Here is a 14010-nt window from a genome sequence, read left to right as displayed (position 1 = left end):
TTTTTAAATGTTAAACTTTTAAATTAAAAACAAATGCCAATATATCATAAACTTGGAAATATTCCCCCTAAAAGACATATACAATTTCGTAAAGAAAATGGAGATTTGTATTATGAACAATTATTTGGTACAATAGGATTTGATGGTATGTCTACCAATATGTATCACGAGCATCGTCCTACACAAGTAAAAGAAATAAAAAAACAGTATAGTGTAGCACCTAAAATAGCAAAGGCTAATAATATTCAATCGTATAGATTAAGAGGTTTTCAAGTAGCACCTCAGGATGATTATTTGGAAAGCAGAAAAATCGTTTTAACAAATTCAGATTGTCATATTGTTTTAGCTGCTCCTAGAAAATCTACCCACGATTATTTTTATAAAAATACCGATTCAGATGAGGTGTTATTTATTCATAAGGGAACAGGAAAATTAAGAACCATGTTAGGAAATTTAGATTTCAAGTATGGAGATTATTTAGTTATTCCTAGAGGGATGATTTATAAAATAGATTTTGATACCGAAGATAATCGCTTGTTCATTGTTGAATCTCGCAGACCCATTTACACGCCAAAACGTTATCGAAATTGGTTCGGACAATTATTAGAACATGCTCCTTTTTGCGAAAGAGACATTCGAAGACCTGAAGAATTAGAAACACATGATGAAAAAGGGGATTTTGTAATAAAAGTTAAAAAGAAAGATGAAATCTTCGATATGATATATGCAACTCATCCTTTTGACGTTGTAGGATATGACGGATACAATTATCCTTATGCTTTTTCAATTCATGATTTTGAACCTATAACAGGAAGAATTCATCAACCACCACCAGTACATCAAACATTTGAAACAGATGCTTTTGTAATTTGTTCGTTTGTTCCACGATTATACGATTATCACCCTTTAGCAGTTCCAGCTCCTTATAATCATAGCAATATAGATAGTGATGAGGTTTTGTATTATGTTGATGGAGATTTTATGAGTCGAAATGATATTGAAGCAGGACACATATCATTACATCCAGCTGGAATTCCTCATGGACCACATCCTGGTGCTGTCGAAAGAAGTATTGGAAAAACAGAAACAGAAGAATTGGCAGTTATGGTAGATACTTTTAAGCCTTTAATGGTTACAGAAGAAGCTATGAAAATTGCTGACGAATCTTATTATCAATCTTGGTTAGAAAAATAGTTAAATAAATGAATTATAATAAATTACCAGCAGATCCTATTGCTTTAATATTAGGAATAGTTTCACTTGTTGTAGGATTTGCAGGTTGTTGTTGTTGTTATGGTATTTTTGCTTTTGTTCCTATACTATTAAGTATAGTAGGTTTAATAATGGCAAATAAAAGTTTGAAAGAATTTGACCAAAATCAACAAGTATTTTCACCACAGAGTAGAAATAATGTAGTAATTGCAAAAACATTAAATATAGTTTCAATAGTTATAAATAGTATTATTTTTATCTCAGTTATAATTGTTTTTATTTTCTATGGAACATTACTTTCACAGGATGTTTTTAAAAATTATAAAAAGGAATATCAAATTGAAGATCAATATGAAATGGAAGAAGATAGTACTTATAACGATTTCGAATTATTAGAAGAAATCGATTCGAATGAAATAGAAACAACTCGTATTAAATTAAATAACTAAAATCATGTCAAAAGAAATAAAATCAGTAAACTACGGTTTAGAAAAAATATTTGAAGGAGCTCAAGACTTTCTCCCATTGCTAGGAACAGATTATGTAGAGTTTTATGTAGGAAATGCAAAACAAGCTGCACATTTTTATAAAACAGCTTTCGGTTTTCAATCATTAGCTTATAGAGGTTTAGAAACTGGTTCGAAGGATTCTGTAAGTTATGTATTAAAACAAGACAAAATCAGATTAGTATTAACGACTCCTTTAAATAGTAAGTCACCTATAAACGAACATATTGTTAAACATGGAGATGGTGTAAAAGTTATTGCTCTTTGGGTGGAAGATGCTCGAAGCGCTTATGAAGAAACAACAAAGCGTGGAGCAAAATCATATATGGAACCCGTTGTTGAAAAAGATGAATTTGGAGAAGTAGTTCGAGCAGGAATTTATACTTATGGTGAAACAGTTCACATGTTTGTAGAGCGTAAAAATTACAATGGTACATTTATGCCAGGTTTTAGAGAATGGAAATCTGAATATAATCCAGAACCAACAGGACTTAAATATATTGACCACATGGTTGGAAATGTAGGTTGGGGACAAATGAATATTTGGGTAAAATGGTATGAAGATGTAATGGGATTTGAAAATTTCCTTTCGTTTGATGACAAACAAATCCATACAGAATATTCTGCTTTAATGAGTAAAGTGATGAGTAATGGAAATGGAAGAGTAAAGTTTCCTATTAACGAACCAGCAAAAGGAAATAAGCGTTCACAAATTGAAGAATATTTGGATTTTTACGAAGATGCAGGTGTACAACATATTGCTGTAGCGACAGACGATATTATAAAAACGGTTTCTGCTTTAAAAGCAAGAGGAATTGAGTTTTTACCACCACCACCACAAGCTTATTATGATGATATTCCTAATAGACTGGGAGTTCATAGAGATATGATGAAAGAAGATATTGCTGAACTTCAAAAACTTTCTATTATGGTTGATGCTGACGAAGAAGGTTATTTATTACAAATTTTTACTAAACCTGTAGAAGATAGACCAACGCTTTTCTTTGAAATTATTCAACGAATGGGAGCAAAAGGTTTTGGCGCAGGTAATTTTAAAGCCCTTTTCGAGTCTATAGAAAGAGAACAAGCATTGCGAGGTACATTGTAAAATGCCAAAAAAATTAAATATTGTTAAAATTTAGTATTAAATATTAAAAAAAATTCTGTTAAAAGAGTTAAAGTTGATATTTTGATAAATAATCCTCAAAAAACTATATACATTTGCACTCGCAAAAAAGGAAATGATTTTTATCTCCAATTTTGCAAGTAAGTTTTCATAATTTATAGTTTTTGGTTGGTTAATAGCATAAAAACTCAGTCATTAATTTTGACTGGGTTTTTTTGTTTCTTATTTTTGGAACAGAAATTGCATACTTTCTATAAAAAAATAAATTATGAAAAATATTATAGCTTTATTATTAGTTTTTATTACTACAAATTCTTTTGTAGAACAAGAAGATGCTTTTACTACTGGAGAATGGTTTAAACTAAGAATTCACTATGGAATAGTGAATGCCGGATATGCAACTCTTGAAATAAAAGAAGCAACAAGAAATAATCAGAAAGTACATCACGTTCAGGGAAAAGGTTGGACTACTGGTATGACAAAATTGTTTTTTGAGGTTAAAGATGATTACCAAAGCTTTTTTGACAAACAAACAGGAAAACCATATCAGTTTTTAAGAAAAATAGATGAAGGAGGTTATACAAAATATCAAGAAGGTTTTTTTAATCAAAACAGCAATACTGTAAGAGTTAAGGATTATAAAAATGATACAGAAAACACTTATTCTGTACCAGAAAATGTTCAAGATATTGTTTCTTCATTTTATTATTTAAGAAATCATCCTAAGATAGATACACTAAAAGAAGGAGAATCAATCACTATTGATATGTTTTTTGATAATGAAACTACAAAGTTTAAGTTAAAATATATTGGTAAAGAAGATATAAAAACTAAATTTGGAAAAATTTCTTGTAAAGTTTTCAGACCTTACGTTCAAGCAGGAAGAGTTTTTAAAGAAGAAGAAAGTTTAACTGTTTGGATTTCAGATGATGACAACAAAATTCCTGTAAGGATTAAAGCTAGTTTAGCAGTTGGATCACTAAAGGCTGATTTAGATGCTTTTAAAGGATTAAAACACTCTTTTAAAGTAAAAATTGACTAATGGAAGTAACACCAGAACTACATCATCAATTAGAAAAAATTGATGAAAAGTACAAAGCTATTAACCAAAATACCGAAACACATCTTGAAGGGCTATTGTGGTCTAAACCCATTACATATTGGGATTATATTCAAACGGATGCATTGCTGAATTTACAAATTCAAAGAACAACATTACCAGATGAAATGGTTTTTATCATGTATCATCAGGTTAATGAATTGTTGTTTAAAATGATACTTTGGGAAATAGAACAATTATCTCATACAGAAAAGCCAACAACTAATTATTTTACAGATAAATTAGGTAGAATTAGTCGTTATTTTGATATGCTAACAACATCTTTCACTATAATGACTGATGGAATGGAGCCAGAACAATATTTAAAATTTAGAAATACGCTTACGCCAGCGAGTGGTTTTCAAAGTGCTCAATACCGATTAATTGAATTTGCAACTACAGATTTAATCAATCTAATAGATAATAGATTTAGAGCCACTATAGACAGAAATACTCCTTATGAGCATGCTTTTGAACATTTGTATTGGCAAGCTGCTGGTAAAGATTATAAAACAGGTAAAAAAACATTTCTTATAAAAGAATTTGAGAGGAAATACAAAAAAGTCTTTTTAGATTTTATGGAAGAGTATAATACTATTAATCTTTGGAGAAAATACAAACAGTTACCACAAGAAGATCAAAATAATGAAGTATTAATTCAAGCAATGCGACATTTAGATAAAACAATAAATATTACTTGGGTAATGGGACATTTTAATACTGCAAAAAAATATATTGAAAGTGTTCCAGGTAATCATGAAGCTACAGGAGGAAGTGATTGGAAAAAATATATGTTGCCTAAATATCAAAAAAGAATTTTCTTCCCTGAATTATGGTCAAAAGAAGAGATAGAAAATTGGGGAGAAGAAGTTTAAAATTTTAAAAACTATTATATTGAGATACTTAGCATTATTACTACTGTTTACCACAATTATTTCCTGCGAGAAAAAAGCAGAAAAAAAAGAAGAACCAAAAAAAATTGAAAAGAAAGAACCTATTATAAAAGAATTTGGGTTCATTTTTAATGATTATGAAGTAATCAGAGATACTATAAAATCAGGAGATAATTTAGGTTTAATATTTGATAAATATAAATTACCTGATAGTTTAAGAACATATGATGTTATTGAAAAGGTAAAAGATTCTTTTAATCCAAGGATGATAAAAATAGGAAAACCTTATTTGCTTTTTTTGGATAAAAAAGAACCTAAAGAATTAAAGGCATTAGTATATGTTAAAAATAAAATAGAATTTGCTGTTATCGATTTTAGAGATTCTATTCAGGTTAGTAATAAGAAAAAAGCAACTTCTTTAAAAAGAAGGACAATTGCAGCAGAAATTGAAGGTTCTTTTTCTGAAACTCTTGCAAAAGCAGGAGCAACTCCAGCTTTAGCCTCAAGATTAGCAAAAGTATATGAATATTCGATAGATTTTTTTAAAATTCAAAAAGGAGATAAATTCAGCACAACAATTAATGAACTTTATATAGAAGATTCTATATATGTTGGCGTTGAAAGCGTAGAATCAACTTATTTTAAACATAGAGGAAAAGATTTTTATGCATTTCCCTACAAATTAAGTTCAGAACAAAAAATTCCAGATTATTATGATGAAAAAGGGAATGGTTTAAAAAGTATGTTCCTAAAGGCACCTTTAGATTATTTTAGAATATCTTCTAGATTCTCAGGAAAGCGTTTTCACCCTGTCCAAAAAAGATGGAAAGCTCATAATGGAACAGATTATGCAGCAGCTACAGGAACACCTATTAAAACTACAGCTTCAGGAGTTGTAGAAAGAGCAGGTTATACTTCTGGTAATGGAAATTATGTTAAAGTAAGACACAATGGTACATATTCTACACAATACCTACACATGTCTAAAATTTTAGTAAAAAAAGGACAGTATGTTTCACAAGGGCAAGTTATTGGTAAAGTTGGAAGTACAGGTTTAGCAACTGGGCCACACGTATGCTATCGTTTTTGGAAAAATGGAGTTCAGGTAGATCCACTTCGTTTAATACTTCCAAGTGCTGAACCAATGAAAGAGAAAGATAAAGAACAATATTTAAAACATATCGAGCCTTTAAAAAGAGAGTTAGATAGTGTAATGACTAATAAATTTAAAGAATAATGACTTTAGAAGCAACAAATCCTTCAGGAACAGTAGCTTGGCAAAAACTTCGAGCTCATTTTGAAAAAATGGAATATGTTTCTATCAAAGAAATGTTTTCCAATGATGGAAATAGAGTTGAAAAATTTAATATCGAATGGCAAGATTTTATTTTAGATTATTCTAAAAATAAAATTTCGGAAGAAACGGTTAGTTTACTAGTTGAATTAGCAGAAGAAGTAGGATTAAAAAACGCAATAGAGAGTTATTTTGCAGGAGAAGTAATTAATCAAACAGAGAATAGAGCTGTTTTACACACAGCTTTAAGAGCAAAAGAAAGTGATACTGTTTATGTTGAGGGCGAAAATGTAATTCCAGAAATTTATAAAGTAAAGAAAGATATTCAAGTATTTACTAATGAAATAATAGAAGGAGGAAGAAAAGGTTATACAGGCAAAACTTTTACAGACATAGTTAATATTGGCATAGGAGGATCAGATTTAGGACCAGCAATGGTGGTAGAAGCGTTACAATATTATAAAAATCATTTAAACGTTCATTTTGTGTCTAATGTAGATGGAGACCATGTGAATGAAGTGATAAAAAAAATAAATCCTGAAACAACTCTTTTTGTTATTGTTTCCAAAACATTTACTACTCAAGAAACATTATCAAACGCAGAAACTATTCGTGAATGGTTTTTACAATCAGCAACACAAGAAGATGTCGCTAAGCATTTTGTAGCAGTTTCAACAAACGTAAAAAATGTTACTAAGTTTGGTATAGCAGAAGCGAATATATTCCCAATGTGGGATTGGGTTGGAGGTCGTTTCTCATTATGGAGCGCTGTAGGTTTAAGTATTAGTCTGGCAGTAGGTTTTGATAATTTCAATAAATTATTAAAAGGAGCCAATGAAATGGATGTGCATTTTAAAGAAACACCATTTGATAAAAATATACCTGTAATATTAGCTTTATTAAGTATTTGGTACAATAACTTTTTTGGAGCAGAAACAGAAGCTTTAATCTCATATACACAATATTTACAAAAATTAGCTCCTTATTTACAACAAGGTATTATGGAGAGTAATGGTAAAAGCATTGCAAGAGATGGTAATCCAGTGAATTATCAAACAGGAACAATTATTTGGGGAGAACCAGGAACCAATTCTCAACATGCATTTTTCCAATTGATTCATCAAGGAACAAAATTAATTCCTACAGATTTTATTGGATTTAAAAAGTCTCTGTACCAAAACAAAGATCATCATGACAAACTAATGTCTAATTTCTTTGCCCAAACAGAAGCATTATTAATGGGAAAAAATGAAAAACAAGTAAAGGCAGAGTTTGAAAAAGCAGGAATAACAGGAGAAAAAGCAAAATTCTTATTGCCTTTCAAAGTATTTGAAGGAGATAAACCAACAAACACCTTATTAATAGAAAAATTAACCCCTGAAACTTTAGGGTCGTTAGTTGCTGCTTATGAACACAAAATATTTGTTCAAGGCATTATTTGGAATATATTTAGTTACGATCAATGGGGTGTAGAATTAGGAAAACAGTTAGCTAATTCTATTTTAACAGAAATAAATTCAGGTGAAGTTAAAGCACACGATAGTTCTACCCGTTATTTATTAGGAAAATATCTGAAATAGTTTTTTAACAAAGTAATAATTAACAAAATGACTTATTATGAAGATAAACACAATAAGTCATTTTGTTTTATTTGTATAGTTTTTTTGTTAGAAAAGTTTCTTTTCTAACCTCTTATGTTTATTAGATACTCATTTTAAATCAAAAAAAATCATCAATTCATTAGTTTTAAAAAGAAATAAATAGAATAATTGGTGTTTCATATACAAAATTATAAAAAATCATCATTTTGTAATAAAGATAAACCCTTAAAATGTTAACATTCACTTAACATATAAATCAAATCCTTGTACCAATTTTGTAAAAAAATTAACAACAAATGAAAGTTTTTAAAAAATTAATGATTTTTGGGCTATTTTTAATAGCAACCCAAACCATTTTTTCTCAGTCTAAAATATCTGGAATAGTTATAGATGGGGATTATAACGAACCATTACCTGGTGCAAATGTATTTGTAAAAGGAACAAAAGACGGAGCAACAACAGGATTTGATGGTAAATTTGAATTTACTACAAGTATGGCTTCAGGTGAAATTGTTGTGTCTTACTTAGGATTTCAAACGATTGTAATTCCTTTTACAGGTTCAACTAATTTAGGAAATATAACTTTAAAATCTGATGAAAATCAATTAGAATCTGTTGTATTGATTGGTAAAGGTGTCATTGATGTGGCTAAGGACAGAAAAACTCCAGTAGCTGTATCAACAATAAAAGCTGCTGAAATTCAAGAAAAATTAGGAAATCAAGAATTCCCAGAAATGTTAGTAAATACACCGTCTGTTTATGCTACTAAATCAGGGGGAGGTTTTGGTGATTCAAGAATTAATATTCGTGGTTTTGATCAGAGAAACATTGCTGTTATGATTAATGGGGTTCCTGTTAATGATATGGAAAATGGAGCTGTATATTGGAGTAACTGGGCGGGTTTATCTGATGTAACTTCTGCTATGCAAGTTCAAAGAGGTTTAGGTTCTTCAAAATTAGCAATTTCTTCAGTTGGAGGTACTATAAACGTAATTACAAGAACTTCAGAAATGAAACAAGGAGGAGTAGTTTCAGTAGGAGTAGCAAATGATGATTATCTAAAAACTCAAGCTTCTTATTCAACTGGAAAAATGGAGAACGGTTTTTCAACATCTATTTTATTATCTAGAACAATAGGTAATACTTTTGCTGACGGAACAAAATTTGAAGGACATAATTATTTTATTGCTTTTGGATATGAATTAAATGAAAAACATAATTTCCAATTTACTTTCACAGGAGCACCTCAATGGCATAATCAAAGAAGTTTTGCTAATAGAATTTCTGAATATATTAAGTATGGTGATCCAGTAAATAAAATACCAAATATTAGATATAATTCTGATTGGGGTTATTTGAATGGAAGAGAATATTCTTGGGTTAGAAACTTCTATCATAAACCAGTGGCTTCTCTTAACTGGGATTATACAATAAATGATAAAATGAAATTAACTACAGTTCTTTATGGCTCATGGGGTCGTGGAGGAGGAACTGGAAATATAGGTAAAAGTCCATTTAATTTCAAGACAGCTGATGGTTTAGTACCTTTTGACGATTTTGTGGCTTTCAATAGAGGACAATATGATCCTGCAACAGGTCAAACAGTTGCTCCTGGTATTAGTGGTGCAAACAACCAAGTAGGTCAAAATGCTGACGGAGAATATCAAACAAGTAGATCAATTGGTTTTACAAGAAGAGCTTCTATTAACTCTCATGACTGGTATGGTGGTGTAATCAATTTAAATACAAAATTAAATGATGAATTAACATTAGATTTTGGTATTGATGCTCGTACATACAAAGGATATCACTTTAGAAACATAAATGATAGATTGGGTGCAGATGTTTATTTTGACGACAGAGATATCAATAACCCTGACAGATTATTATATGAAACTTATGAAGCAACTCCTAGTTGGAATCCTATAACAAACATTAAGAATCAAGAAAAAATTGAATACAATAATAATGGATACGTTAGATGGTATGGTGCTTTTACGCAATTAGAATACTCTAATGATAAATTATCTGCTTTTGTTCAAGGAGCAATTTCTCAACAAAGTTATAGCAGGGAAGATACTTTCTTATACTTGGAATCTGATCCATTATATAAAACGGATTTTGAAAAACTTCTTGGTGGTAATGTTAAAGGAGGTGCAAACTATAATATTGATGAGAAAAATAATGTATTTGCAAATGCTGGTTATTATTCTAAACAACCTTTCTTTAATTCGGTTTACCCAAATAACCAATCTGAGTTAAATGAAAACTTAACTAATGAAAAGATATTAGGTCTTGAAGCAGGTTATGGTTTTAGTTCTCCATATTTTAATGCGAAATTAAATTTATATTACACTTCTTGGAAAGATAGATACCAAAGATCAAATGATATTGATCCAAATAATCAAGGAGGTTATTATGATTTTGCTGGTATTACAGAAATACATTCAGGAGTTGAATTAGAGTTAAATGCTAAACCAATTTCTAAATTAAATCTTAACGCAATGTTCTCTTTAGGTGATTGGAAGTATGATGGAAACGTTACAAGTAATAGGTTTGATCAAAATAATACACAAATTGGAACTGGAGAAACTTTGTATTTAGATGGAGTAAAAGTAGGTGATGCAGCACAACTTACCGCTTCATTTGGAGCAGGTTATGAAGTTTTAAAAGGTTTAAAGTTAGATGCTAATTATAGATTTGTAGATAAGTTGTATGCAAGTATTAATCCAGCAAATTTCGATTCTGAAGACCACAAAGGCTCATTAGAATTGCCAAATTATGGCTTAATGGATGCTGGTATATCTTACAAAATGTTAGTTGGTAAGGACAAAGATAAATCAGTAAGTTTAAGATTTAATATGAATAACGTACTAGACGAAATTTACATTGCTGAATCAAGAACTAATATTTTTGCAGATGATAATGTAAGTAGTTCAAATCCAGCTGCTGGTACTTATGCATCAAATGATAGATTATATAATGGTGTTGCAGATGCTAACCAAGTGTTTTTTGGTTTTGGAAGAACTTGGAACTTTACTTTAAGATACCAGTTTTAATAAAAAACATTTTAAAATTCCAAACCGCTTAACTTTTTTGTTAAGCGGTTTTTTTATTTCCTATCTTTGTTAAATAACATTAAAATAAACAATTATGTATTCAGCATTACAATCAGCACATTCCATTTTTGCTTATATCGTTTTGGTAGTTTTGTTTTTAGCAGCTGTAAATGCCATTATGGGAGTGGTTTCTAAAAAAATATTTACCGATAAAGATTTACGTATTTCCTTATTTGCATTAATTTTATCACACATGCAATTGCTTATTGGTCTAATTCTTTATTTTGTTTCTCCTTTAGGTTTAGCATCATTAGGTAACATGGAAAAAGTATTTCGCTTAACTTCATTAGAACATCCATTAATTAACATTATTGCATTAATAGTAATTACAATTGGATGGTCAAAACATAAAAAAGAAGAAAGTAATAATGGTAAGTTTAAAAAAATAGCTTTGTTTTACTCGATTGGTTTATTATTAATTTTAGCAAGAATACCTTGGTCTAGCTGGATGAGTTAGAAAAAATAAATATAAAGACAGAAGAATATGAAAGTTTATAGCGTTACCATACTATTTTTATTTCTTCTTATCAGTATAAGTAGTTTTACTTGTAAACAAAATGAACCGTTTTCAAGTAAAACTTTTTTTTTAGATACTATTCGAAAAGATACTGTTTTAGTAGATTCCATTAAGTCAAGTGATTCAATTACTGTTCCTGTTGTCGATTCATTAATGACAATTAGTTTTTATAAAACTAAAGTTCATGCGTCTTATTATCATGATAAATTTAATGGTAAAAGAACTGCGAGTGGGCAAAAATTTGATAATAACCTTTATACAGCAGCACACAGGAAACTTAAATTTGGGACAAGAGTTAAAGTAACTAATATTGTTAATGGTAAGTTTGTATTTGTAACCATAAACGATAGAGGGCCTTTTGTTAAAGGAAGAGAAATCGATTTGTCAAAGAAAGCCTTCATGGAAATTACTGGTCATGTAAATAAAGGGTATTTAGAAGTTAATATTGAAGTTGTAGAAGAATAAAATCAGTAAATACTGATTTTTTATGCTTAAAATTTAACACAAATTCATGTTTGGTTAGTTCGATAATTTGACACTATCCTAAAAAGTGCGTAAATGATAGTACTGTAATAATAAAGAACAGCAAGATGGTTACCAGTTTACAAACGGATTTTTACTCAAATAACTATTATAATAACGACTGTCCTGAGTTACTTCCTCGCCTAACCAATCAGGACTTTCAAAAGCTTCTCCTTCACTAGAAAGTTCAATCTCTGCCATAACTAAACCTTTGTTTTCTCCAGCAAAAACATCTACTTCAAAAACATGAACGCCTACAATCACTTCATAACGCGTTTTATCAATAATCTCTTTTTCGCAAAGGGTTAGTAATTGTTCTGCTTCTTCAATAGGAATTTCCTTTTCCCATTCCATTCTACTCATTCCCGTTTCATTACTTAGACCTTTAACAGTTAAATAACCATTGTTGCCTTTTATACGCACACGCACTGTTCTTTCAGGATGACTAGATAAATAGCCTTGAACAATTCGATTATGTTTAACCGCTTCTTTCATAAAAGCAGTCGATTTTACTAAAAATTTACGTTCAATTTCAATCATAAACCACTATTTTTATTTTTTAGGAGCTATTTCCTGCTATTCGTTACAATCTGTCATTGCGAGATACAAAGCAATTTAATAACAAAAATTCATTACGCAACGACAGGATTTTCACTACTATCAGGGCTAGGGAAACCAAATATACCATAAATTTGTAACATGGAAGAGGCAATTCAATATCGAAAAATAATTCATATAGATATGGATGCCTTTTACGCGTCTGTAGAACAACTCGACAATCCTTCTTTAAAAGGAAAACCATTGGCTGTTGGCGGTAGCGAAGCAAGAGGAGTAGTTAGTGCAGCTAGTTATGAAGCAAGGAAATTTGGGGTGCGTAGTGCTATGAGTGGCACACAAGCCAAAAGAAATTGTCCCCAACTTATCTTTGTTCCACCAAGATTTGACCGATACAAAGAAATTTCTAGAAAAATTAGAAAAATATTTTTTGAATATACCGATTTAGTTGAACCACTTTCCCTAGACGAAGCTTATTTAGATGTCACCGTAAACAAGAAAAATAATCCAAGTGCTTCATTAATAGCCCAAGAAATAAGAAAACGCATTTTTGAAGAAGTTGGCTTAACCGCTTCTGCAGGAATTTCTATTAATAAATTTGTAGCCAAAATAGCTTCCGATTATAACAAGCCAAACGGGCAAAAAACAGTTAACCCAGACGAAGTAGAACTATTTTTAGAAAAACTCGACATTAAAAAGTTTTATGGCATTGGTAAAGTAACAGCCGAGAAAATGTACCAATTGGGTATTTTTACAGGCTATGATTTAAAACAAAAAACACTAGAATTCTTAGAAAAACAGTTTGGCAATAGCGGAAATTATTATTATCAAATTTGTAGAGGAATTCACAATAGTCAGGTAAAGCCTAATCGTACCCTAAAATCAGTTGGAGCAGAACGTACTTTTTTCGAAAACCTCTCTTCAGAAGTCTTTTTAGAAGAAAAAATAATCAGTATAGCTAACGAATTAGAAAAACGCTTACAAAAGAGCAAAATAGCTGGAAAAACGATTACATTAAAACTCAAGTATTCCGACTTTACTTTGCAAACCAGAAGTAAAACCTTGCCTTATTACATTTCCGATAAAAATTTATTAATCGATGTAGCCAAAGAATTATTATATCAAGAACGACTAAAAAACTCAGTCCGACTTTTAGGTTTGTCCTTACATAATTTAAATAATCAAGAAAAAAAGAAAACAAGCGAACCCATTCAAAAAAGTATTTCCATACAATTGCAATTTGAGTTTAAGGAATAAAAAAATAAAATTTTGTCAATCTGTTCGTCTAGGCGAACAGATTCTAAATCCTATTAAAAATCAAATAATTCTTTAGGCTCTATTTCAAGAGCTTTAGCTATTGCTTTAACAGTACTTATAGTTGTGTTTATTTCTCCTCTTTCAATTCTTCCAATTTGAGAAATAGGTAAGTCTGATGAATAAGCTAATATTTCTTGGGTAAAATTTTTGTTCAACCTTAATTTTTTAAGATTAGAACCAAATTCTTTTATGTAGTTTATATCTTTTACATTATTCACAATGTAAAATTGATAATAGATTAATGAAAAA

13 protein-coding genes are annotated in these 14010 nt (G+C 30.0%); 11 read left to right on the top strand and 2 right to left on the bottom strand.

The window, feature by feature from the left end:
• Positions 1-33 precede the first annotated feature (33 nt).
• From ACULEV_RS16460 to ACULEV_RS16415, 10 genes are all read left to right on the top strand, one after another.
• The gene (locus ACULEV_RS16460) at positions 34-1194 is read left to right on the top strand and encodes a homogentisate 1,2-dioxygenase (RefSeq protein WP_445456136.1); all 1161 of its coding nucleotides are present in this window, start codon (positions 34-36) and stop codon (positions 1192-1194) included.
• A gap of 8 nt (positions 1195-1202) precedes the next feature.
• On the top strand, positions 1203-1661 hold the full coding sequence (locus ACULEV_RS16455) for a CCC motif membrane protein (RefSeq protein WP_445456135.1): 459 nt from the start codon (positions 1203-1205) through the stop codon (positions 1659-1661).
• Between the two features lie 4 nt (positions 1662-1665).
• Positions 1666-2826 (top strand): 4-hydroxyphenylpyruvate dioxygenase, encoded by a 1161-nt coding sequence (gene hppD, locus ACULEV_RS16450; protein WP_445456134.1) that lies wholly within the window; start codon positions 1666-1668, stop codon positions 2824-2826.
• Between the two features lie 286 nt (positions 2827-3112).
• Positions 3113-3886 carry a DUF3108 domain-containing protein gene (locus ACULEV_RS16445; RefSeq protein ID WP_445456133.1) on the top strand — a complete coding sequence of 258 codons (774 nt, stop codon included), beginning with the start codon at positions 3113-3115 and terminating at the stop codon, positions 3884-3886.
• Positions 3886-4818 carry a tryptophan 2,3-dioxygenase family protein gene (locus tag ACULEV_RS16440; RefSeq protein ID WP_445456132.1) on the top strand — a complete coding sequence of 311 codons (933 nt, stop codon included), beginning with the start codon at positions 3886-3888 and terminating at the stop codon, positions 4816-4818. Before ACULEV_RS16445 ends, ACULEV_RS16440 begins: the two co-directional genes overlap by 1 nt.
• A gap of 16 nt (positions 4819-4834) precedes the next feature.
• Positions 4835-6073, top strand: a complete 1239-nt coding sequence (locus ACULEV_RS16435; protein WP_445458558.1) for a peptidoglycan DD-metalloendopeptidase family protein — start codon at positions 4835-4837, stop codon at positions 6071-6073.
• Positions 6073-7710: a glucose-6-phosphate isomerase gene (pgi, locus tag ACULEV_RS16430; protein ID WP_445456131.1), complete on the top strand. Its 1638-nt coding sequence runs from the start codon at positions 6073-6075 to the stop codon at positions 7708-7710. Before ACULEV_RS16435 ends, pgi begins: the two co-directional genes overlap by 1 nt.
• Positions 7711-8027: 317 nt before the next feature.
• Complete coding sequence (locus tag ACULEV_RS16425) at positions 8028-10790, top strand: TonB-dependent receptor (protein ID WP_445456130.1); 2763 nt, start codon at positions 8028-8030, stop codon at positions 10788-10790.
• 94 nt (positions 10791-10884) lie between these two features.
• The gene (locus ACULEV_RS16420; RefSeq protein ID WP_445456129.1) at positions 10885-11307 is read left to right on the top strand and encodes a hypothetical protein; all 423 of its coding nucleotides are present in this window, start codon (positions 10885-10887) and stop codon (positions 11305-11307) included.
• A 27-nt stretch (positions 11308-11334) separates the two neighbouring features.
• Positions 11335-11832: a septal ring lytic transglycosylase RlpA family protein gene (locus tag ACULEV_RS16415; protein ID WP_445456128.1), complete on the top strand. Its 498-nt coding sequence runs from the start codon at positions 11335-11337 to the stop codon at positions 11830-11832.
• Positions 11833-11961: 129 nt separating this feature from the next.
• On the opposite strand, the gene ACULEV_RS16410 is transcribed toward ACULEV_RS16415, so the two are convergent.
• Positions 11962-12429 (bottom strand): CYTH domain-containing protein, encoded by a 468-nt coding sequence (locus tag ACULEV_RS16410; RefSeq protein WP_445456127.1) that lies wholly within the window; start codon positions 12427-12429, stop codon positions 11962-11964.
• Positions 12430-12588: 159 nt separating this feature from the next.
• Here ACULEV_RS16410 and dinB point away from each other — a divergent pair, with 159 nt between their 5' ends.
• Positions 12589-13701: a DNA polymerase IV gene (dinB, locus tag ACULEV_RS16405; protein ID WP_445456126.1), complete on the top strand. Its 1113-nt coding sequence runs from the start codon at positions 12589-12591 to the stop codon at positions 13699-13701.
• 53 nt (positions 13702-13754) lie between these two features.
• On the opposite strand, the gene ACULEV_RS16400 is transcribed toward dinB, so the two are convergent.
• A complete protein-coding gene (locus ACULEV_RS16400) occupies positions 13755-13979 on the bottom strand; it encodes a helix-turn-helix domain-containing protein (RefSeq protein WP_445456125.1) in 225 nt (74 codons plus the stop codon).
• Positions 13980-14010 lie beyond the last annotated feature (31 nt).

The sequence above is a fragment of the Flavobacterium sp. HNIBRBA15423 genome, assembly GCF_052655965.1.
The sequence above is the reverse complement of the archived record's forward strand: the minus strand, read 5'-3'. Positions and strand labels throughout refer to the sequence as shown.